Origin of the sequence: Bradyrhizobium sp. HKCCYLRH2015 (assembly GCF_051168215.1) — a bacterium.
Classification (GTDB): Bacteria; Pseudomonadota; Alphaproteobacteria; order Rhizobiales; family Xanthobacteraceae; genus Bradyrhizobium.
In genome coordinates, this window is record NZ_JBNPUO010000015.1 from 19,233 (window position 1) to 40,470 (window position 21,238).

22 protein-coding genes and 1 tRNA gene are annotated in these 21,238 nt (G+C 65.7%); 7 read left to right on the plus strand and 16 right to left on the minus strand.

Translation table 11 applies throughout. The features are described from left to right. Positions 1–57: 57 nt before the first annotated feature. The 5 genes from ACQR1H_RS31630 to ACQR1H_RS31650 all read right to left on the minus strand — a co-directional run bounded on the left by ACQR1H_RS31630 (position 58) and on the right by ACQR1H_RS31650 (position 5,493). Positions 58–747: a response regulator gene (locus ACQR1H_RS31630; protein WP_434908714.1), complete on the minus strand. Its 690-nt coding sequence runs from the start codon at positions 745–747 to the stop codon at positions 58–60. Between the two features lie 69 nt (positions 748–816). Further along, positions 817–2,028 carry a c-type cytochrome gene (locus tag ACQR1H_RS31635; RefSeq protein WP_434908715.1) on the minus strand — a complete coding sequence of 404 codons (1,212 nt, stop codon included), beginning with the start codon at positions 2,026–2,028 and terminating at the stop codon, positions 817–819. Positions 2,029–2,179: 151 nt separating this feature from the next. After that, complete coding sequence (locus ACQR1H_RS31640) at positions 2,180–3,871, minus strand: PQQ-dependent methanol/ethanol family dehydrogenase (RefSeq protein ID WP_434894052.1); 1,692 nt, start codon at positions 3,869–3,871, stop codon at positions 2,180–2,182. Between the two features lie 451 nt (positions 3,872–4,322). After that, on the minus strand, positions 4,323–5,027 hold the full coding sequence (locus ACQR1H_RS31645) for a Crp/Fnr family transcriptional regulator (RefSeq protein ID WP_434894051.1): 705 nt from the start codon (positions 5,025–5,027) through the stop codon (positions 4,323–4,325). A gap of 169 nt (positions 5,028–5,196) precedes the next feature. Then, on the minus strand, positions 5,197–5,493 hold the full coding sequence (locus tag ACQR1H_RS31650; protein WP_434894050.1) for a putative quinol monooxygenase: 297 nt from the start codon (positions 5,491–5,493) through the stop codon (positions 5,197–5,199). Between the two features lie 348 nt (positions 5,494–5,841). Between ACQR1H_RS31650 and ACQR1H_RS31655 the strand changes: the two genes are divergently transcribed. Genes ACQR1H_RS31655 through ACQR1H_RS31665 form a run of 3 tightly spaced genes read left to right on the plus strand, consistent with a single transcriptional unit; the run spans position 5,842 to position 7,975 of the window. Further along, entirely contained in the window at positions 5,842–6,630 is a 789-nt protein-coding gene (locus ACQR1H_RS31655) for an SDR family NAD(P)-dependent oxidoreductase (protein WP_315804938.1), read from the plus strand. Next, positions 6,627–7,481, plus strand: a complete 855-nt coding sequence (locus ACQR1H_RS31660) for an SDR family NAD(P)-dependent oxidoreductase (RefSeq protein WP_434908716.1) — start codon at positions 6,627–6,629, stop codon at positions 7,479–7,481. The genes ACQR1H_RS31655 and ACQR1H_RS31660 overlap by 4 nt, the downstream gene beginning before the upstream one ends. After that, complete coding sequence (locus tag ACQR1H_RS31665; protein WP_434838306.1) at positions 7,478–7,975, plus strand: nuclear transport factor 2 family protein; 498 nt, start codon at positions 7,478–7,480, stop codon at positions 7,973–7,975. The genes ACQR1H_RS31660 and ACQR1H_RS31665 overlap by 4 nt, the downstream gene beginning before the upstream one ends. A 786-nt stretch (positions 7,976–8,761) precedes the next feature. On the opposite strand, the gene ACQR1H_RS31670 is transcribed toward ACQR1H_RS31665, so the two are convergent. Together ACQR1H_RS31670 and ACQR1H_RS31675 are read right to left on the minus strand one after the other, a co-directional pair. Next, positions 8,762–8,846, minus strand: a tRNA-Leu gene (locus ACQR1H_RS31670). A gap of 136 nt (positions 8,847–8,982) precedes the next feature. After that, positions 8,983–9,231 carry a FliM/FliN family flagellar motor switch protein gene (locus tag ACQR1H_RS31675; RefSeq protein WP_315717718.1) on the minus strand — a complete coding sequence of 83 codons (249 nt, stop codon included), beginning with the start codon at positions 9,229–9,231 and terminating at the stop codon, positions 8,983–8,985. A 65-nt stretch (positions 9,232–9,296) separates the two neighbouring features. Here ACQR1H_RS31675 and lipB point away from each other — a divergent pair, with 65 nt between their 5' ends. Further along, positions 9,297–10,019 carry a lipoyl(octanoyl) transferase LipB gene (lipB, locus tag ACQR1H_RS31680; protein WP_434838307.1) on the plus strand — a complete coding sequence of 241 codons (723 nt, stop codon included), beginning with the start codon at positions 9,297–9,299 and terminating at the stop codon, positions 10,017–10,019. Between the two features lie 2 nt (positions 10,020–10,021). Here lipB and ACQR1H_RS31685 read toward each other — a convergent pair whose 3' ends face one another. Further along, a complete protein-coding gene (locus ACQR1H_RS31685) occupies positions 10,022–10,450 on the minus strand; it encodes a tautomerase family protein (protein WP_316182161.1) in 429 nt (142 codons plus the stop codon). Positions 10,451–10,558: 108 nt separating this feature from the next. Between ACQR1H_RS31685 and ACQR1H_RS31690 the strand changes: the two genes are divergently transcribed. Together ACQR1H_RS31690 and ACQR1H_RS31695 are read left to right on the plus strand one after the other, a co-directional pair. Then, the gene (locus ACQR1H_RS31690) at positions 10,559–11,416 is read left to right on the plus strand and encodes a LysR family transcriptional regulator (RefSeq protein WP_434838308.1); all 858 of its coding nucleotides are present in this window, start codon (positions 10,559–10,561) and stop codon (positions 11,414–11,416) included. A gap of 59 nt (positions 11,417–11,475) precedes the next feature. Further along, positions 11,476–12,522: a helix-turn-helix domain-containing protein gene (locus ACQR1H_RS31695; RefSeq protein ID WP_434874561.1), complete on the plus strand. Its 1,047-nt coding sequence runs from the start codon at positions 11,476–11,478 to the stop codon at positions 12,520–12,522. A 13-nt stretch (positions 12,523–12,535) separates the two neighbouring features. On the opposite strand, the gene ACQR1H_RS31700 is transcribed toward ACQR1H_RS31695, so the two are convergent. The 3 genes from ACQR1H_RS31700 to ACQR1H_RS31710 are packed head-to-tail and all read right to left on the minus strand — an operon-like array spanning position 12,536 to position 15,215. Continuing rightward, positions 12,536–13,972 carry a TIGR01777 family oxidoreductase gene (locus ACQR1H_RS31700; protein WP_434886688.1) on the minus strand — a complete coding sequence of 479 codons (1,437 nt, stop codon included), beginning with the start codon at positions 13,970–13,972 and terminating at the stop codon, positions 12,536–12,538. Further along, positions 13,969–14,628 carry a DUF4166 domain-containing protein gene (locus ACQR1H_RS31705; protein WP_316216094.1) on the minus strand — a complete coding sequence of 220 codons (660 nt, stop codon included), beginning with the start codon at positions 14,626–14,628 and terminating at the stop codon, positions 13,969–13,971. The genes ACQR1H_RS31700 and ACQR1H_RS31705 overlap by 4 nt, the downstream gene beginning before the upstream one ends. 17 nt (positions 14,629–14,645) lie before the next feature. Next, positions 14,646–15,215 (minus strand): GbsR/MarR family transcriptional regulator, encoded by a 570-nt coding sequence (locus ACQR1H_RS31710; RefSeq protein WP_315804920.1) that lies wholly within the window; start codon positions 15,213–15,215, stop codon positions 14,646–14,648. A 149-nt stretch (positions 15,216–15,364) separates the two neighbouring features. Between ACQR1H_RS31710 and ACQR1H_RS31715 the strand changes: the two genes are divergently transcribed. Next, complete coding sequence (locus ACQR1H_RS31715) at positions 15,365–16,174, plus strand: class I SAM-dependent methyltransferase (RefSeq protein WP_434874563.1); 810 nt, start codon at positions 15,365–15,367, stop codon at positions 16,172–16,174. A gap of 24 nt (positions 16,175–16,198) precedes the next feature. Here ACQR1H_RS31715 and ACQR1H_RS31720 read toward each other — a convergent pair whose 3' ends face one another. From ACQR1H_RS31720 to ACQR1H_RS31740, 5 genes are all read right to left on the minus strand, one after another. Further along, the gene (locus ACQR1H_RS31720; protein WP_315804918.1) at positions 16,199–16,501 is read right to left on the minus strand and encodes an acylphosphatase; all 303 of its coding nucleotides are present in this window, start codon (positions 16,499–16,501) and stop codon (positions 16,199–16,201) included. Further along, positions 16,498–17,364, minus strand: coding sequence for an isocitrate lyase/PEP mutase family protein (locus ACQR1H_RS31725; protein ID WP_434908717.1), 867 nt, complete (start codon positions 17,362–17,364; stop codon positions 16,498–16,500). The genes ACQR1H_RS31720 and ACQR1H_RS31725 overlap by 4 nt, the downstream gene beginning before the upstream one ends. A 112-nt stretch (positions 17,365–17,476) precedes the next feature. Beyond that, positions 17,477–19,492 carry an acetyl/propionyl/methylcrotonyl-CoA carboxylase subunit alpha gene (locus ACQR1H_RS31730; RefSeq protein ID WP_316237783.1) on the minus strand — a complete coding sequence of 672 codons (2,016 nt, stop codon included), beginning with the start codon at positions 19,490–19,492 and terminating at the stop codon, positions 17,477–17,479. 157 nt (positions 19,493–19,649) lie between these two features. Further along, on the minus strand, positions 19,650–19,877 hold the full coding sequence (locus ACQR1H_RS31735; RefSeq protein ID WP_434908718.1) for a hypothetical protein: 228 nt from the start codon (positions 19,875–19,877) through the stop codon (positions 19,650–19,652). A gap of 68 nt (positions 19,878–19,945) precedes the next feature. Next, entirely contained in the window at positions 19,946–21,073 is a 1,128-nt protein-coding gene (locus tag ACQR1H_RS31740) for a zinc-binding metallopeptidase family protein (RefSeq protein ID WP_434908719.1), read from the minus strand. Positions 21,074–21,238 lie beyond the last annotated feature (165 nt).

The following is a 21,238-nucleotide window of genomic DNA, read 5'->3' on the forward strand; positions in this document are numbered from 1 at the left end:
GCCATCGACGTCGCCACGCCTGCGGTGGCCGTGAAGTCTTGCGGCGCAACAATTCCGCTACAGGTGTTTTCTGCCCGAAGCGGTGCGCGATCCCTGACGGTCGGCCGGCGCGTTCAGCGCGATCTTGCCGATCTCGATGATGGCCTTGTTGCGGCTGAACAGGCGGAGTTTTCTCAGGATCTCGGTGATGTGCGCCTTGACGGTCGACTCCGCAAGCTGAAGCTCGCCGGCGATTTCCCGGTTCTGATAGCCACGCCTGATCAGGTCGAGGACGCGAAGCTGTTGCGGCGTCAGCTCCTCGAGACGCGCCTGCAGCGCGCGAGATGAGCCCTTCCCGTGGCGCTCGACCGCGGGCACGAAGTCTTTCGGGACCGAGATCGAGCCGCTGAGCACGCGCTCGATCGCGGACGTCAGCTCGCGCTTCGAGGTCGACTTCGGCAGATAGCCGGCCGCGCCGAGCGAAAGCGCCTCGCGCACCACGTTCTGGTCCTCGTCACTCGAGACGATCGCGACCGGAAGCCGCGGATGGGCGGCGCGAAGCCGCTGGAATCCCGAGAAGCCCATGGCATCGGGCAGCGTCAGATCGAGCAGCGCCAGGTCGATGTCGGGTTCGAGCGCAAGGGTGCTGAGGGCATCGGCAATCGACAGCGCCTCGAAGATCTCGGCGTCAGGATGCGCCAGAAGCACCGCATTACCGAGAGCTTCGCGAAACAGGGGATGATCGTCGATGATCAGAAAACGCGTCATGTCCGACCTTCACTCGCTGCCAGCACGTGCCGGGTGATCCGGCAGATCGTGTCGACCGGTGTCGCTCCCTCAATTTGCCGTCTCTGACGACTGCACGGTCAGCAGGAATGTATAGATGCTCTCGAACTGGTCGTCGGTAAAGACCTCCTTCCAGGCGGGCATGCCCTTGGAGGGACGACCTTCATGCACGGTGGTCCAAAATTTGTCGCGCATGTCCTCACCGTAGCGGGTCTGCAGCCGTCGCAGGTCGATCCGGCGTTCTGCCTGCACGGCGTCGGGTCCGTGACAGTGGGCGCAGGTGCCATTGAATATCTCTTTGCCTAGCGTCACCGCCTCGGTCTTCGACTCGCTCGCAGTCGAGTCCGAAACGCTGGTCACGACGGCCTCGGCGACCGGCTGGCGGAGAAGCGGAGCGGGGTCAGTTGTCGACGCCAGCTTGATCGGGCGCGGCACGGCGCCGAGCCTGATCGACGGCTCGCTCGGCAGCCCGTATTTGACCGCGAGCTCGGCGATCCGCGGCGCGAGCTGCGGCAATGCGGCGTCGATCTGATCGCGCAGTTGGCCGGAGCTCTTGGCAAGGCCGATCGCGGCATCCCAGGAGAGCCCGTCGCCCTCGACCGGCTGGATCCGGAAGCCGCTCTGGTAGATCGTCTTGTTCAACCAGCCTGCAACCGGCCCCCAGACGAAGGCGACGTCGGCCCTGCCCTGGGCCAGCGCCGCAAGGCCCTCGTCCGGCGTCAGCACCGTCACCTTCTTGATGTCGTCGCGCTGGGCCAGCAGGTTTTGCGGCGTGGTCTGGTATTGCACGGCGACACGCTTGCCTCGGAGATCGTCGATGCTATGGACGATGAGCGTCCCGCGGCTGACGAGTGCGTAGGTTTCGGTCGCGATCTTCTTCGAGAAGATCACGGCCGGTCCCATGAAGTCCGCTGACAGCGGCAGGCCGATCATCGCGTCGCACTGCTTGCCCAGCAGCGTCACGCGCACGGTTCGCTTGCCGAAATAGGATTTGTACCAGTCATAGGCCACGGGGCGGCCGAGTTGCTGTGACAGCGCCTGACCGACCTCGAGATAGAATCCCGGCTGCGTTGGATTGTTGCTCGAGAACGGAAGATTGGTCGGATCGGCACAAAGCCGCAGCGGCTCCGCCTCGTTGGCCAGACCCGCAGCCGACGAGGCCAGCGGGGTGGCGGCCATCAAGGCGACGAGAGCCGTCGCGCGTGCTGCCAGTACGGCGGCGGCCCGCCCATTCGAGCCAGTCTGACGACGATTCAGGCGCATCCTCGATCCCTCAGATCTTGTTTATCTGTTTATATGGTACGGCTCGGTCTCGCGAGCGGGCCGCCTTCCTTCGTCCGCTTGATGCGGATTGGCCGAACGCTGCGCGTGTCCCCGCGGCCGGGGACACGCGTGGCCGTCGTGAACTCTGCGGCTATTGGACAGCGAACACGAACAGGGCGCCGCCCTCGGGAGCCGCGTTTGTCATCTTCTTGCCGATCTCGCCCAGGAACGCCGGGATCGAGGCGGTGCGACCAACGACGACGGCGACGTATTGCTTGCCGTCGACCGAATAGGTCACCGGACCGGCCCCGATGCCGGAGCCGAGATTCTTCTTCCACAGGATCTTGCCGGTCTTGGCGTCGATGGCGCGGAAATCGCCGTGCAGATTACCGGAAAAGACCAGACCGCCGGCGGTGCTGAGCGTACCGCCGTTGAACGGAAGGTCTTCCTGGATCGACCAGACTTTCTTGTTGTTCACGGGATCCCAGGCGATGAGCTCACCGAGGAATCCGCCGGGGCCTTCCTTGGTCGGGAATTCCGCACCGAGATAGAACACGCCGCGCTTGTACGAGACGTCGCTGACCGCCCAGTCCATGCAGACATTGTTGGTCGGGATGTAGACCAGGCCGGTGTCCGGATTGTACGACATCGGCTGCCAGTTCTTGCCGCCGATCAGGTTCGGGCAGACGTCCTTGACGGGATGTCCAGGGCCCGGCCGCTTATCCGGGTCCTCGACCGCGCGCAGGGTCGAAATGTCCCATTTCTGCGCCCAGTTGGCGAAGACGTACTTTTCGGCCGAGATCACCTTGCCGGTCTCTCGATTGGCCACGAAGAAGAAGCCGTTGCGATCGGCCTTCATCAAGGTCGGAACGGCTGCGCCGCCGACCTTGAGATCGGCGAGGATGGCTTCGTTGACGCCGTCATAGTCCCAGGCATCGGCAGGCGTGGTCTGGATGTGCCACTTGATTTTGCCGGTGTTCGGATCGAGCGCCAGCGTGGACGCCGTATACAGATTGGTCAGCTTGCCGAAATCGCCATTGCCGGTCGAGCGCACGGCGGTGTTCCAGGGACCGGGGTTGCTGGTGCCCCAATAGACCGTGTCGCTCTTCGGATCGTAGGAGCCGACCAGCCAGGCTGCGCCGCCGCCATGCAAGCCGGTGTCGCCCTTCCAGGTCTCGCTGCCAGGCTCGCCGGGCGCAGGCACGGTGTAGGTCTGCCAGACCATCTTGCCGGAGTTGATGTCGTAGGCCTGCAACGAGCCGCGCACGCCGTACTCGCCGCCGCCGAAGCCGGTGATGACCTTGTCGCGCACGACCAGCGGCGGCGAGGTGATCACCGAGCCCTGCTTGTAGTCGACCACCTTCGTGGTCCAAAGCTCCTTGCCGGTGGCGGCATCGAGCGCGGTCAGCTTGCCGTCGAGCCGGCCGACGAACAGCTTGCCGTCGGCATAGGAGATGCCGCGGCTGTTCACGTCGCAGCAGGCATATTGCAGCGTATCGTCCGGAATATCCGGCTCATAGGTCCATTTGCGCGCGCCGGTCGCGGCATCCAGCGCGTAGACGTATTTCGGACCCCACGACGTCGAGACGTAGAGCGTGTTGCCGATCACGATCGGCGAGGCCTCGTTCGAGCGTAGCGAGGCCAGCGAGAACGAATAGACCAGCGACAGCTTACCGGCGTTCTCGGTGTTGATCTCCTTGAGCGGGCTGAACCGGGTGTTGCCGTAGTCATGTCCGGCCATCGCCCAGGCGCCGGGCTCGCTAGCGGCCTTCAGCGCCGAGTCGTTGGCGCGGACGCCCAACGTGCCGGCGACAAGGAAGGCAACCGTCGAGATGCCAGCCAAGAATCTCCTGCTCGTGAAATTCATCAGTTCCCTCCGCCTATGTCTTTGTTGTGTTCGTATGACGCGTGCGCGCGAGGCCCCAGATGAGCAGTCGCGGTGCAAGCACCGGGGCGATTACAGCATCAGCGCGGCCCGGCTCTCATAGGCGGAAGGTAGTAGGCGGCGGGGATCAGGGTTGAAGGCCGATTATCCCTCCCTTTCAGCGACTTACCGGAATTCCGTGAGCTGCGAGCGGAAGGATCGTTATCGTGCTTCCACTGCGCGATCTCGTGGAAGCTTGGCGTCCTCGCGGTCGCCACACCGAGGGAAGCCCTCTCTCGATATGACGCCTTGAACAAACCGGACCGAAGAGCGGCATCTTTTAGTTCAGGCGCGGCCGCCGCTGGAATACGCGGGGCTCGGTGCCAGACAGGGAAACCCGAGCGCAAAGCTTGCCTTGGCCTGGTGACGTCTAGCTCTCCACGGGGTCGCTCGAGCTGAGGCGTTCGATCGCCTCCAGGTCGTGAATCGTGACCGACGCGTACTTTGCCGTCGCAATCCCATCCTGCTCGAGACTCTTGAGCAGACGATTGATCGTCTGCCGGCCGACCCCAATCATCACCGCAAGATCCTCCTGCGACAATCGCAAATCGATGACCAACCCTTTCTTGGTCTGTCGCCCGTGACGCTCTGCGAGCCTCTGCAATTCCTGCGCAAGCCGGTGAAGTGGACGCCGATTGCGGAGAATGATCAGGTTCTGCATCGACACGCGCAGGTGATCGCAGACCATTCGAACAAACGCAGAATAATACTCGTTGCTCTCGTTGATGAGCGCCTCGAACCGCTCCTGGCTCACGTGAAACAGCACCGCCTTGCCAATGGCGAATGCGTCATAACCATATGGGCGCCCGTCGAGGGCCGAGGTGACGCCGATCCACGACCCAGGCGAAGAGATCAGCAGGAAGGAGGGATTGCCGGACAGCGAAAAGCTGGTCAAGCGCACCTGCCCCGACACCAGGGCAATCAATCCGTCGCGGGAGTCGCTCGCGGAATAGATCAGGGAGTTGTCCGCGTTTCGAACGCGACCCAGACGAAGAATGTTGTCCGCCAATGACGGAGAAAGGCCAGCAAACCACTTGTTCCTGCGCAGAACAGCCTTGAGGACCGCTTTGTTCATTCGTCGCCACACATGAAGACGGGATGGTCGCTGTCGCGACATCTGTCATCCCATATCAGTGTAGCGGAGATCAATCGAGGTGGCCGGGCTCCCAGCGGTGTAGGCCCACCCCAGCGCGAGTCGCCGGATGGGGTAAAATGAGGCGCGTCACACCGGCGGCCCGCCAGCGCTAGAACGATTTTTCCTCGGCCTCATAGATGGTCATGACGGGCGGTCTCGCGCACAGCTTGGCGACCTCCTGCACGAACGCCCGTGACCCGGGTCGGGCGAAATGCGCCTCGAGCGCGATGGCGTCACGCCAGCGCTCGAAGAAGCGCAGACGGAGCGAGTTTTCACAATCGACCTGCACGGTGTGCTCCACGCAGCCGTCTTCCATACGCGAACGACGCACATGCTCCAGGCTGACCTTCATCAGACGATCAAAGCTTTCGCTAAGCCCGTCCACAGACCCCACAACGATGATCATCGGCTCACATCCTCACTCTTGTGTTCCTCAGAAAGCGCCGGATCGCTTTACTCGGTGAATGGCATGAGCGGGATCGTGCGGACGTCGAGACCTCGGCGCCTGGGATGGACGCCAGAACATTGGTTGCCTCGGTTGTCATGCTGACCGTCGTTACACCGCGAAGTTGATTTTCTTGCACGCGGCGGCCTGCGTCCCGGCGCCCTCGCCGGCTTAAGCTAAGGTGATTTTGTGCATCGATTGTCGCGATTGCGACAGTCTCGGCCATGATCTGTGCTTGTCTCTTGGCGGCGTCACGACGCGGCACGGCCGGAGGCGCAACGGGCAACCATGTCGAAACGAGGAGACCCGATGTTGCTGACGGCCGAACGCCTCTTCGCAGTCGAGGGCTTGGTCACCATCGTGACCGGCGCGGCGAGCGGACTTGGCCTGGCCATTTCCCGGACCATGGCAGCCAACGGTGCCGATTTGATCCTGGTTGACAGGAACGAGACCGAACTGAGGCGGATCGGCGAGGAGATCATCCCGGGGGCAGAGATCGCGACGGTCGATGTCGCAGATCCAGACGCCATCCGGCGGACGGTCGATGACGTCATCGCGCGCAAGGGCCGGCTCGACGTCATGTTCGCGAACGCCGGCATCAGCGGGGGAGCCGGAATTCGATTGCCGCAGGGCCACATCGAGAACGTCGATTTCGCAGCCTGGAATGACGTTATTGCCATCAACCAGACCGGCGCGTTCGCGACCATCCAGGCTGCGGCCCGTCACATGAAGGCGCAGCGCGGCGGTCGGATCGTGGTCACGGCGTCGGTCGGAGGATTAAGAGGCTCGGCAGCGACCGCCTATGCGTATGCGGCCGCCAAGGCCGCGGTGGTGAACCTGGTCAGGCAGGCCGCGCTCGAGCTCGCCACGTTCGACGTCCAGGTCAATGCCATCGCGCCCGGCTTCTTCCGGACGGGGCTCGGCGGAGGCCGCCTGCTGGACGAGGCCGCGACAGCGCCGCTCCACGCCATGGTGCCGATGAACCGGCTTGGGATCCCCGACGAGATTGCCGGCGTCAGCCTGCTGCTGGCATCGCCGGCCGCGAGCTATATCACCGGATCGGTGTTCACCGTGGACGGCGGAATCAGCGCGGCATGAAGCACCTCGAAGGCAAGGTCGCGGTGATCACGGGAGCTGCCAGCGGCATCGGGCGCGAGCTGGCCGCTGCCTGCGCTGCGCAAGGAATGAAGCTCGTTCTCGCCGACGTCGATCGCGACGGACTATCAGCCACGAAAGACCCGATGCCGGGCGGGATTGCCGTGCACACGGCGCAGTGCGACGTGTCCAGCGTCGAAGCGGTTCAACGCCTCGCCGACCTTGCCTTTGAAGAGTTCGGCAACGTTCACCTGCTCTTCAACAATGCCGGCGTCGCAGCGCTTGGCCCGGTCTGGTCGGCCACCCCCGAGGACTGGACATGGGTGCTTGGAGTGAATCTCCTCGGCGTTGCCAACGGCATTCACAGCTTCGTGCCGCGCATGATGGCTGCGGGCGACGAGGGACACATCGTCAACACGGCCTCGGCCGCGGGCTTGAGCACCGTTGCGGGCTCCGGCGTCTACTGCGCCAGCAAGCACGCGGTCGTCGCCCTGTCCGAGTGCCTTGCGAAGGACCTTCAGCTTGCCGGATCTGATCTCAAGGTCAACGTGCTGTGCCCCTCGCTGGTCAGGACGGCCATTGTCGATTCCAGCCGACATCGGCCGGTCCATCTGGCCGCGACCAATCCGGACAGCGCCCCCTTTGATCAGCGCGTCAGAGCGGGAATGGAGGCATCCGAGGTCAGCGCCGCCGATGTGGCCAGCATGACGATCCAGGCCATCCACGACGACGAATTCTACATCCTTCCGCATCCCTCGGTGCGGCTCCGGGTCGAGGAGCGGCTCCGCAACATCATCGGTGATCAACATCACCACCAGCCAGACGGCCTCCTTGCGTCGACGGATGAACCATGAGCAATTCAAACGAGACCGCCGACCTCAGAGCCAGGATCGAGGCGCTCGAGAAACGCGTTGCCGAGCATGACGATCGCGAGGCGATCCGGACACTGCGCTGCACGTACCACGAATACGTCAACCAGGAGCGCGTCGCCGAACTGGCCGATCTCTTTGCGGAGAACGCCACCGTCTCCTATGGCGGTCGGCCGTCGGTGACTGGCCGCGAGGCGATCCGCGACTTCTTCCTCAACTTCCCGATCAAATGGGCGCGCCAGTTCATTCACGCACATGTCGTCGAAGTCGACGGCGATCGCGGAAGAGGTTACAGCCATCTCGACGGACGCCCTGTTCTCAACGGCAAGAGCCTCATGGTCGGCGGCCGCTTCGATGACGAATATGTCAGGGAGAACGGCCGTTGGCTGTTTTCAAAAGTCGTGCTGACGACCTGGTACATGGTCCCGGTCGAGCCCGGCTGGGAAGCCGCGGCAGCGACCAGGCCGGCCCAGACCTGAGCTGCACGAACTCAGGCCTGCTGATTTGACGGCCGAGCTCCGTCAGACGTGGATAGTGGCGCCGACAAGGACGGCGTCATGCACGATCTTTCACGGGCCGTGCCCCGGCCCGCCCCGACTGGCGCCAACGCTGGGCACGCGTCGCTGCGGGGTCACTTACCCTAGCAACGTCACTGCGGCGGAGTCGGGGCGCCCGGCGCGACGGGTTCCATCAGACGGAATCAAGCTGATTTGGCCCTGTCCACAACTTCTGAATAAATTAACTCTGTTGCTTTTTTTCAGAAATCATGTTTATGTATCGCCATCTTGGACCCGCCGAGAGGGGCGCTTCGCGATCGTCACGAGACGTGGGGTCTGGGGATGCGGTGGCCGCAGGCGTGCTGCAGCGGGCTTACGGGCTCGCCGACGAACGGCAGGCTTGCGGACGTGAAGACGCGTGGTCCTGGCGCCCCGATGCTGGCGCCAAGTCGTCGGGCGATGATCCCGAGGGCGACGGTGGCTAAAAAGCCGGACACCGGGGAGATCGCGACATAAGCGTGAAAACCATCGCGCGGGGAATGCCGGGATGTCTCGGCTGAACCTGTGGTTCCTGCCGCCTGCTTTTTTTCGCAGGCGGGCCATGGGTGCGGCCAGCGCCCGGCATTCCCCGCGCCCTCTCATTCTCGAGGGCGGAACGACCGGCAGAACTCGGACGCCATCGCGCCGCGGGACCGCAGTCCCTCGCCCGAACGAAAGGCGCGAGGCTGGAACAAACCGCAAACAGATTTGAATTTGAGGAGAGAGAGATGGTGCGCTCGGAGGGACTCGAACCCCCACGGTGTTACCCACTGCCACCTCAAGGCAGCGCGTCTACCAATTCCGCCACGAGCGCGAAGAAGAAGCCGGAGCCAGAGGAAGGGCGGCACCGGATCAGTGGCGCCCGTGTATCAAATCGATGTCAGGGGGACAAGGCCCGCCCTGCCCTAAAATACCGGATTGTGGACGGTTTTGGCGTGGGCCGTGGCGCGCTATCGCGACGTCGGCGTCGGCGAGCGCGGCAGCATCTGCTTGACCTCGACCGCGATGCGGTTGCGGTCGACCAGCACCACCCCATTTGCGATCGGCAGATTGTTGGCGAGCACCTTGACGTCGTCGGCCTCGGTGGCATCCAGCTCGATAATGGCGCCGCGGGACAGGCGCAGAACCTGGTGGATGGGCATGGAGCAGGTGCCGAGAACGACCATCAGGTCGACTGTCACTTTATCGAGGGTTGACACTGCAGGACCACCGAAGTCACGACTGGATTTTGATTGCCCAGACATCACCATGTTGTGGTTAGCCAATGGTTAACAGCCGCGAAACACTCGACCTGACCACCTTTGCGGGCCCTCCCGGCAACGCCGTGGATTGGCGCATCTCCGATTCGCCGGTCGACTACGCCCGGGCGACCGAATTCATGGAGGCGCGGGCGGCCGCGATCGCCGCCCATGAGGCCGCGGAGATGGTCTGGCTGCTGGAGCATCCGCCGGTCTACACCGCCGGCACGTCGGGCAAGGCCGAAGACCTGCGCGATCCGCGCTTTCCGCTGGTGCCGACCGGCCGCGGCGGCCAGGTCACCTATCATGGCCCCGGCCAGCGCGTGGCCTATGTCATGCTCGACCTCAAGCGGCGGCGCCCCGACGTGCGCGCCTATGTCGCCGCGCTCGAGGAGACCATCATCCGCACCCTCGACGCCTTCAACGTGCGCGGCGAGCGGCGCGAGGATCGCGTCGGCGTCTGGGTCAAGCGGCCCGACAAGGGCGAGGGCCACGAGGACAAGATCGCCGCCATCGGCGTGCGGCTGAAGCGCTGGGTGACCTTCCACGGCATCGCCATCAATGTCGAGCCGGACCTGTCGCACTTCCAGGCTATCGTGCCCTGCGGCGTGACCGATCCGCGCTACGGCGTCACCAGCCTGGTCGATCTCGGCCTGCCGGTGACGCTCGCCGATGTCGACGTCGCGTTCCGACAGGCGTTCGAGAGCGTGTTCGGCGCCGTCAGCGTCGCGCAGCCGGAGACGGCATGAGCTCACGCGGCGCCCTGCTGCGGCGGGACGTCGAGCTTCGCCGCAACATAGCGGCGCTCCTGGCTCAGGCCGCCGAAGCCGTAGGCATCCGCCTTGACCTCGTCGACATGCAGATAGGTCTCGTGATGCAGCGGGCCGATCAGCTCGGCCATGCGCGCGAACACCGCGGCGAGATAGGCGGCCTTCTCGTCCTTGGTGTTGGTGCCCTCGCTGACGTGAACGTCGATCCAGTAGCTGGCAAGCCCCTGCTCCGCCAGCGAGGCGCCGCCGGCGAACCAGTCCGCGGCATCCGCTTCCGAGACGATGACGGCGGTGACCTTGGGATCCTTGCGCAGGATGTGCGCGGTCAATTCGGTGATGGCGTCCGCGATGGCCTTCTTCAGCGACGGCGAGCGGCGCTGGCTGGCATAGACGATGTTGATCAACGGCATGGTCGGCTCCCGGTATCCAGCGCGTGACTGCGCTTCGGGAGCAAAGCTAGCCGCGCGCCGCTCATTTTGGTATCTTATCGATATGGATATCAATGATAACGAGTTCATATGACCGCCACGCTCGACATCGCGACCGTCCGCGCCTTTCTGCTGGTGAGCGACCTGCACAGCTTCACCCGGGCGGCCGAGACGCTCGGCACCACCCAGGCCGCGGTCAGTCTCAAGCTGCAGCGGCTCGAAGCGCTGCTCGGAAAGCGGCTGGTCGAGCGTTCGCCTCGCGCGGTCCGGCTCACCGCCGACGGCGCGGCCTTCGCCGAGAACGCCCGCGCGCTGGTTGCCGCGCATGACCTCGCGCTCACCGGGGCCCCCCGCATCCGGCCGCTGCTGTCGCTGGGGATCAGCGATCACGTCGCCGGCCCCGAGCTGGTGCCGATGCTCGAGCAGTTGCATGCTGCCATGGCGGACCTCGTGCTGTCGGTCAGCATCGGCTTCTCGCGCGACCTGCTCGACCGCTACGATGCCGGCAAGCTCGACGCCGTGATCGTCCGCCAGGAGGCGAGCCGCCGCGGTGGCGAGGCGTTGATCACGGACGAGTTCGGCTGGTTCGCAGCGCCCAGATTTCGTCTGCCGGCCGGCGGCACGCTGCCGCTCGCCACGCTCGCACCGCCCTGTGGCGTGCGCAGCATCGCGGTCCGCGCGCTCGAGCGTGCGCGAATCAGCTTCAGCGAGACGTTCGTCGGCGGCGGGGTGACGGCCGTTGCGGCCGCCGCGCGCGCCGGTCTTGCGATTGCGCCGCTGGCCCGCCGGATCGCACCCAGCGGACTGATCGATATCGGAACGGATCTCGGCCTGCCCAAGCTCGGCCGCTCCAAGGTGATGCTGCATGCAAAGGCGGGAGATGCGGCCAAGCGCGCGGCCTTGCGCACGCTGGCCGCGGCATTCCGAAGCGCCGCGATGTCGAAGTAATTGACGCCGACAGGACCTGATGTAGCATGGGTTAATAATCGGAGTTCAGGAGCAGCGGCTTGAACCGTCTCTTGACCGCAGCTGACATCGTCAGCGCCCCAGCAAAGCCGAGCCCGGCCTCGACCGGCGCGACCGGCCTCGAACCATTGCATCGCCACGCGCTGATCCGGACCTCGAACGCCGACGTGCTGCGCGACCTCGCGGGGCGCCGGCTCGGCGCCGAGCGCGTCGACTTCAGGAACGCCGAGCGCTTCGAGGCGATCGTCAACCTGATCGAACTCGAGACCATCGGTCTCGCCTTCGGCACCACGACCTGCGACATGGTCTGCGACCATCGCGCCGCCGACTTCATCAGAGTGCAGATCGCCCTGAAGGGACGCGCGGTCAGTTGCACTCCCGGCGAGGCGACCGACGTCAATGAGCATCAGTTCGCGGTCGCGCCGGCCGGCGTGCCATGGCAGATGGCGTGCCAGGGCGGCCATCGGCGACTAACCCTGCGGCTCGATCCGCAGGCGCTGCGACGGCGCCTCACGGCGCTGGTCGGCGTGCAGCCGCGCGCCGACTTCGTGATCGACCCTGCCATTCCGGCCGCCGATCCGCAGGCCCGCAGCCTGATGCGACTGCTGGACTTCCTGACGACCCAGCTCAACGAGCAGGATACGGCGTTCCCCGCCGCAGTCTATCGCGAGCTGGAGGATGCGGTACATGTCGCCTTCCTCTGCGCCAGCCGTCATCGTTTCCGCGACACGCTCCTGGATCCCTCTCCGATGCCGGACTTCGGCCTGGTCAAGCGGCTCGAGGACTACATCGAGGCCAACTGGCGCGAGCCGATCACGATCGAGCGCTTGGCGCGCGAGGCCGGCGTCAGCGTCCGGTCGATCTTCCGCTTGTTCGAGCGTGTGCGCGGCTATTCGCCGATGGCCTTTGCCAAATCGGTGCGCCTACGGCGCGCCCACGAGATGCTGCGCTCGGGCGATCCCGCCGTCACGGTGGCGGCGGCAGCCGCCGCCTGCAACTTTGCCAATGCCGGACACTTCGCCCGCTACTACCGCGCCACGTTCGGCGAGCTGCCATCGGCGACGATGGCGCGGGGCGAGCGGTCGTGACGCATTCGGCCGCTCACAGGATGGATTCGAGCGCGCTGCGCAGGCTCTGATGCCGGAACACGAAGCCGCTCGACAGCGCCTTGTTCGGCACCACGCGCTGGCCGCCGAGCAAGAGCTCCTCGGCGAAGTCGCCGCCGATCCGGCGCAAGAGGCCGGCGGGAACACGCAGCAGCGCCGGACGCCGCAGGCAGCGCGCGAGCTCGGCGGTGAAGGCGAGATTGCGCACCGGCAGCGGCGCCGTCGCATTGACCGGCCCGGTGATGGCATCCGTCGCGATCACATGCGCGATCAGCCGAACGAGATCGTCGCGCTCGATCCAGGACATCCATTGCAGGCCGGAGCCGAACGGCCCGCCCAGGCCGAACTCGAACGGCGTCAGCATCCGCGCCAGGAAGCCGCCGTCGCGGCCGACGACGAGCCCGATCCGCAGCAATGCGACGCGGACACCGTGCGCTTCGGCACCGCGCGCCGCCTGTTCCCAGGCGTCGCAGAGGTCATGGCTGAAGCAGGCATGCGACTTGGCCGATTCGGTCAGAGGCTGGTCCTGCCACAGGCCGTACCAGCCGATCGCCGAACCGTTGACCAACACCTTCGGCTTGCGGTCGAGCCGCGCGATCAGGGATACGACCGCTTCCGTCGTAGCAAGCCGGGACTGCAGGATCGTCGCGCGCCTGGCCGCGGTCCACGGCGCGTTGCCGATCGGCTCGCCGGCCAGGTTGACGATCGCGTCGATACGGGTGCCGGAGGCGAGCTGATCGAGGCTGGTGATCAAGGTCAGCGGCGCCGGCAGCACTGCGGCCTTGGCCGGGTCGCGGACCAGGGCGACGACGTGATGGCCGGCCGCGGCGAGACCGGCCGCCAGCCGCGCGCCGATGAAACCGGTCGCACCCGTGATCAGGATGGTCTGCGCTGGCGGCAGCGCCGCGACCAGCCCGGCCGCATCCGGCTGCGACATCCGCGCAAGGCGCCGGGCCGCGGCGAAGTCGCGCAGGCCGCACAGCGCGGCGCCAACCGCGGCAGCAGCAGCAATCCAGCTCAGCACGCCGGCATAGGCCGGCACGATCACCGAAGGCCGCATCGCCCAGCCGATCAGCAGCGGCACCAGCAGCATGAGGATCGCGCCGTAGTTGATGGCGAGCAGTGTGTGATTGACGCGTTCGCTCGGCGGCAGCTTGCGCGTCAGATCCTCCTCGACGAAATCGGTGAGGGTGATAGCGATCTCGGCCAGAAGCACCGCGAGCACGAGGATCGCGAACAATCCATGCACCTCGCACCAGCCGAGGACGGCGAACAGCAGCGCATAGAGCCCATTGCGGACGCCGTGCAGCTTGAGCTCGCCCCGCTGTGACGGGCGCCAGGCCAGGCGCTCGGTGAACTCATGGTGATAGAAGGTGTCGAACACGCCCATCACGATCTGAAGCGCGATCAGGGACCAGAGCAGCGGCGTCATGGTGCGGACTCCCGGAACACGGCGCTCTGGCGCATGATGCGCCCGAAGCGCGGATGGACGATCTCGAGCGAGAAGCGAAAGACGCCGCTGCCGAGATCGGAATGGGTGACGGTGAGGTCGCCGGGCGTGAGCCATGCCGGCAGCACCCAGCGCCGGCCGGCGAAGTCGAACGTGTAGCCGGCGCTATGGAAATGAAGCGCGCCATCGGCGACGCCGACGCGCAGGCTCATGCTGAGGCCCCAGCCGAGATATTCCTCGAGCCCCGTCGGACCGGCGAAGCGCTTGGCGGAATGGATCACCTGCGGGAAGCCATGCGGGCGCCCGCAGATGCGCGTCCAGATCTGGCCGCCACTCGCCGCGTCCTCGGTCACCGCGACGATCATCGGCACGCCGATGTTCGCGCGCGTCGGCAGCGGCCCGCCGATCAGCCGCGCCAGATGCGCGAACCAGAAGCCGGCACGGCTGATCTCGGCCTGATCGACCTCGCCGACATAGACGACGGTGGCGCCATCGGCGAGGCGCTTGGAGAAGCGGCGCCAGATCGACACCGGCAGCCGTCCCCAATCCTCGGCCGACAGCAGCGCACGAAACCTGTGATCATCATGAAGCCTGGCGCTGGCGGGCGTTGAAAGTCCGGGATGTCGCATGGTCACCATGACGCCCTCCACTCTCTTCAAACGCTGCCGGACCTGGACCTTCCCGACGGCAGCAGGTTGACGATCTTCTCGCCGAGCTTGATCAGCGTGACGAGGCGCGGCCGCGGCACCTTCAGCATCTGCACGTACCAACGGTCGACCAGCTCGGTGAACGCCAGCATGTCCTTCAGCCGCTTGGCTGCGACCGCGCTGATCGCGGGATCGCCGGTCGCCTCCGCGACGCAGGCGCGCAGCGCCGCGATGGCGGGATCGATCTCGCGTTCCTTGCGGCCGGCCGCGATCCGCTGCGCCACCTCCCAGATGTCGGTCTCGGCCTCGAAATGATCGCGGCGGTCGCCGAGGATCGGCACGCGCCGGATCAAGCCCCAGGCGAGCAGCTCCTTCAGCGAGTTCGAGACGTTGGAGCGGGCCATGCCGAGCGTGTCGGCGATGTCCTCCGCCGTCATCGGCTTCTCGGCGAGGTACAGCAGCCCGTGGATCTGGCTCACCGAGCGGTTCACGCCCCACTGGTCGCCCATGTCGCCCCAGTTGAGGATGAAGCGCTCGACGGCGGGAGGAAGTTTTCGATGACCTGCAATTTCTGTCATGACAGAAATATCTGACTGAAGAGAGTGAATGTCAAGAGGCGCGGCTTTGAACCGGACTGGCGGCCGGCCAGACGGATGTTACGGCGCACATTTTGCGCCTGCCGACCGCCCGGTTCCCCGCCTGCCCCCCTCTGCAACAGGAGCAAGCCATGACGGCATCCGACAAGGCGTTCACTGGATCGATCCCGCAGATCTACGATCAACTGATGGTTCCCTTGATCTTCGCGCCCTACGCGCTGGACCTCGCGCGGCGCATCGCGGCGTACCTGCCGCGCGACGTACTGGAGACGGCGGCAGGCACCGGCGTGGTGACGCGGGCCCTGCACGCTCAACTGCCGCCGGAGGTCCGGATCACCGCCACCGATCTCAACGAGCCGATGCTCGCGCAGGCGAGGACCCATCTCGCCGCTGCGGACCGCATCGCATTTCATCAAGCCGATGCGCTGGCCCTGCCCTTTGCCGATGCGAGCTTCGATGCCGTCGCCTGTCAGTTCGGCGCGATGTTCTTCCCCGATCGCGTCAAGGGCTATGCGGAGGCCCGCCGCGTGCTCCGGCCCGGCGGACGTTTCGTCTTCAACGTCTGGGACCGGATCGAGGAGAATGAAATTCCTCACGTCGTTCACGAGACGTTGCAACAGGTCTTCCCCGAAAGCCCGCCGCAGTTCTTCACCCGGACTCCGCACGGCTATTTCGATGCCGGGCGGATCGAGGCCGATCTGACCGCAGCGGGCTTCACGGACATCGCGATCGAGACGGTGACGCATCGCAGCCGCGCGGCTTCGCCTCAGGACCCGGCCATGGCATTTTGCCAGGGCACGCCGATGCGCGGCGAGATCGAAGCGCGCGGCAGGCCCGGCCTCGCCGCCGTGACGCAGGCGACCGCGGAAGCGCTGGCGCGCCGCTTTGGCGAGGGTGCCATCGAAGGCCGGATACAGGCGCTGGTGATCTCAGCGGAGTGAGCGACGGGCTCGCGCGCCGTGTCGTTAGAGCGTCGGCAACACGGAGAACGCCTCGCCCGGCCGGCGCGGTTTGAGCTGATCGGCCGTCGCCGGGTTTTCCATCACGGCATCGACACGCGCTGCTGGCGGTCCCTCGCGGCAGGCTGCCAACACGGCGGCGACGTCGTCCGAGGGACCCGCGAACAACGCCTCGACACTGCCATCGCTGCGATTGCGCACCCAGCCTTCGAGGCCGTTGAGGATGGCCTGGTCCTCGACCCATGCGCGGTAGCCGACGCCCTGGACGCGGCCGCGAACCATGACGTGGACGATGGCGCGATCGGTCATGATCCGAGCCCCAGAAAATCGCGCAGGCGCTTCTTCACATCGGCGTCGCGCATCACGCGTGCCGTCAGCTCGGCCGACGGCAGCCCCTTGAGCTGCTTCGGCGAGACGCCGTCACGCAGCGCCTTCAGCGTCTCATACACTGCCTGCGTCGCGGCGGCGATCGGCGCATGGCCCTGCAGCGCGACGCGGACACGGCGCGAGGCGAGATAGCCGAGATCGGACATCTCCTCCGGCGCACCGCCGAGCACGATCGGCAGCGTGGTGGCGGCCGCGACCGCGTCGAGCTGATCGCGCGCGGTGATGCCGGTGAAGAACAGCCCGTCGACGCCGCAGGCCTCATACGCCCTGGCCCGCGCGATCGCGTGGTCGAGTGAGGTGATGGAAACGGCGCCCGTCCGCCCCAGGATGACCAGCGCGGGATCGCCTCGGCCGTCGAGCGCTGCCTTCACCTTGCCGACACCCTCGGCTAACGGGATCAGCTGCGGATTCGCCTCGCCATAGCCCTGCGGCAGCAGCGTATCCTCGATGGAGAGACCCGCGGCACCGGCCGCTTCCAGCTCCTGCACCGTGCGGCGCACGTTCATCGCATTGCCGTAGCCGTGATCGGCATCGACCAGCACCGGCAGCGCTGCCGCGCGCGACATCCGCCGCATCTGCTCCGCCAGCTCGGTCAAGGTGATCAGTGCGATGTCGGGATCACCGAGCACGGCGAGCGAAGCCGCCGAGCCGCCGAACATGCCGAGTTCGAAGCCGAGGTCCTCGGCAGCGCGGATCGAAATCGCGTCGTAAACGGAGCCGGGATGGACGCAGCGATCGCTGGCGAGGATTGTGCGCAACGCTTCTCGGCGAGTACGGAACGTCATCACGCCCTACCTCTCTCCGTCATTGCGAGGAGCGAAGCGACGAAGCAATCCAGAGTCTCTTGCTCGGCCCTGGATTGCTTCGCTTCGCTCGCAATGACGGCGGTTAGACTTACTACGCAAACTCCAGGATCAGCGCATCGACCGCGAGCGTGGCCCCTGCTGTCGCGTGGATCTTCTTTACCGTGCCGTCCTGCTCGGCGCGCAGCACGTTCTGCATCTTCATGGCTTCGATCACGGCCAGCGTCTCGCCCGCCTTGACCTCCTGCCCTTCGGTCACGGCGATCGAGACCACGAGGCCGGGCATCGGGCACAGCAGCTTCTTGCCGCTGTCGCCGGCCGTGACGACCGGCATCAGCCGCGCCGCGGTCGCCTCGGCCTCCGTGTAGACGTAGACCGGCGCTTCGACGCCCTGATGCGCGAGCCGCACGCCGTTCGCAATGAGACGCGTCTGGACTGCGATGGCCGCACCATCGATGGTGCCGTGCCACACGGCATCGCCCGGTTTCCAATCCGACACCAGCTGATGCGCCGGGCCGACCTTGCCGTCGCCCCCGACGAAGCGGACCGTGATCGCGCCGTTCTCCCTGGTGATGTCGAGCAGGATCTCGTCACGCCCGAGCCACACCGCGCGGCGGCCCTGCCGCTTCACAGGCCGGCCGATCATCTGCTGCGATATCTGCCGCTTGCGCTCGCCGAGCACGTGGTCGATCGCAGCACCCACCGCCGCCAGCCGGCGCGCGATCTCGCCTTCCGGCGCGCGCGCGGCAAAGCCCTTGGGAAACTCCTCGGCGATGAAGCCGGTCGACAGCCGGCCCTCGCGCCAGCGCGGATGGTTCATCAGCGCCGACAGGAACGGGATGTTGTGGCGGATGCCGTCGACATAGAACGCATCAAGCGCGGTCGACTGCGCCTCGATCGCGGCAGCCCGCGACTCCGCATGGGTGACGAGCTTGGCGATCATCGGATCGTAATAGATCGAGATCTCGCCGCCCTCCTGCACGCCGGTGTCGTTGCGCACGGTGATGCCGTCAGCCTTGCTCTCCGCCGGCGGGCGATACTTCACGAGGCGGCCGATCGACGGCAGGAAGCTGCGGAACGGATCTTCCGCATAGACGCGGGATTCCACCGCCCAGCCGGTCATCGTCACGTCCTTCTGCGCAAGCGAAAGCTTCTCGCCGGCGGCGACGCGGATCATCTGCTCGACGAGATCGATGCCGGTGACGAGCTCGGTCACGGGATGCTCGACCTGCAGGCGCGTGTTCATCTCAAGGAAGTAGAAGCTCTTGTCCTGGCCGGCGACGAACTCGACGGTGCCGGCGGAGTCGTAGTTCACCGCCTTGGCGAGCGCCACGGCCTGCTCGCCCATCTTGCGCCGCGTCTCCTCGTCGAGAAGCGGCGACGGCGCCTCCTCGATGACCTTCTGGTTGCGGCGCTGGATCGAGCATTCGCGCTCGCCGAGATAGATCACGTTGCCATGCTTGTCGCCGAGCACCTGGATCTCGATGTGGCGCGGATCTGTGATGAACTTCTCGATGAAGACGCGATCGTCGCCGAACGAGGCCTTGGCCTCGGCCTTGGCGAGATTGAAGCCCTCGGCGACCTCGGCGGTCGAATGCGCGATGCGCATGCCCTTGCCGCCGCCGCCGGCGGAGGCCTTGATCATCACGGGGTAGCCGATCTCGTCGGCGATGCGCACCGCGTGCTTGTCGTCCTCGATGACGCCGAGGAAGCCGGGCACGGTCGAGACCTTGGCCTTGGCGGCCGCCTTCTTCGATTCGATCTTGTCGCCCATCGCGGCGATCGCGCCTGGGTTCGGGCCGATGAAGACGATGCCGGCCTCGGCCAATGCCCGCGGGAAAGCCTCGCGCTCGGACAGGAAGCCGTAGCCCGGATGCACCGCCTCGGCGCCGGTCTTCTTGCAGGCCTCGACGATGCGGTCGATGAGGAGATAGCTCTCGGCGGCGGCGGGCGGGCCGATCAGCACGGCATCATCTGCCATCTCGACATGCAGCGCATCGCGGTCGGCTTCCGAATAGACCGCAACGGTTCGGATTCCCATGCGGCGGGCAGTCTTGATGACCCGGCAGGCGATCTCGCCGCGGTTCGCAATCAGAATGGTTTTGAACATGTTCTTGCTTGATACCTTTGGGCGGGCTCCCCGCTCGTGGCACAGGCGTCACACCGCGAGCTTGATCGGTTCGTCTATACCAAAATCGCCCGCGCGCAACCCGCCTCTCGTTCCGACCGTGCCGTCCGGCTAGGCATGCCAGCCGCGGGCATTGCCGTTACCCGGAATAGCTGTGGAAACGTCCGCGGGCATAGGCGTGGGACACCGCCTTCATGAGCTCACCGACCTCGGTCTCGAGAAAATCGTTCGCAACAATCAGGGCCCGAATGGCCGCGCGCAGATCGCCGCCGCAGGCAGCAATGGCCTGGTCCACGGCGGCCTCCAGCGCGAGGTGTTCAGCGTCCGCGGCTTGAGCATTGGTGTTGGATTGCGATCTGGGCTGCATGCGCGATGACGGTCCTCGCTCCGGTCACGCTGCCATGTTCACTTTATGTTCTCCGGAGTCAAGGCGGATCACGCCGCCCCGATCTCTTGATGCTGCGGCTCGGCCTGCGGCTTTTCGGGCGCCAGGGTGACGGACGTCTCCCGGCCGCCCTGCCGCACCAGGCGGTGGATGAAGCCCAGCTTGCCGATGACCGGCGGCGTCAGGATGAAGGGATAGAGATCGCGCGCGCCCATCGCCCGGGCGACACTGTTCATGGCGAAGGTGAACGGCAGCCAGGCGTTGACGATGGTGTCGAAGTCCTCCGCGACATACGGATCGAAGGTGACGCGCGCTGTCAGTCCGCCGATCTGGTCGGCGGGCGGATCGATCTCGATACCGAACTCGGAGGCCATCTCCAGCGTATCGACGATGTGGAGGTAGTGCGCCCAGGTCTCGGCAAAATCCTCCCACGGATGCGTGGTGGCGTAGGCGGAGACGAAATTGTCCTGCCAGTTCACCGGCGGCCCCTGCTCGTAGTGCCGCTTCAGTGCCTCGCCGTAGTCCTGGGTATCGTCGCCGAACACCGCCCGGCATTCGTCGAGCCGGCCGGCATCGCGCACCAGCACGTCCCAGAAATAGTGCCCGACCTCGTGGCGGAAATGACCGAGCAAGGTCCGGTACGGCTCGCCCATTTCCAGCCGGCGCCGCTCGCGCTCGAAATCGTCGGCCTCGGCCAGCGCGATGGTGATAAGGCCGTTGTCGTGGCCGGTCATGACCTTCTGCTGGCCGGCGGGGTCGTCGGCGAGGAAGTTGAAGATCAGCCCGTGCTCGGGATCCTCGATGCGTGTCTTCACAGGGAGTTTCCAGCGGATCAGCGAGTAGAACAGCCGGTGCTTGGCCACCTCCAGCTCTCGCCATCCGGCGAGTTGCGCGGGATCAGACAGATTGGGAATCGTGCCGTTATGCCGGCAGGCGCGGCAGAAGCCTGCGGTCTCCCCGATCTCGAGCGCCCAGTTGCAGGCGTCGTGCTCGGCATTGGCGCAGAAGAAGCGCCCCGACCCGTGGTCGGCGAGCGTCCGAACCCCCTCCTCCGCCGGCTCGATCGCCGACAGGGTCTGGCGCTCCGGCATGAAGGCGAGCTGATGGCCGCAGCGACCGCAGCTGCGATTCTCGAAATACAGGATGTTCTTGCAGGCCTGACAGACGAAGAGCTTCACGGTATGGACCTACGTGTTGCGGAGTTCAGGGCCTGACGACGCACGACAGTAACAGTCCGTTCCGGGAGCGCGGAACTTTTTATCTGCCCCGACGTTCACGTCATGCGGTCGTTTGCCCGCCTTAATCTCTGCCCAGTTTGCTTTCCTTGAACCCAATGTCGCCAC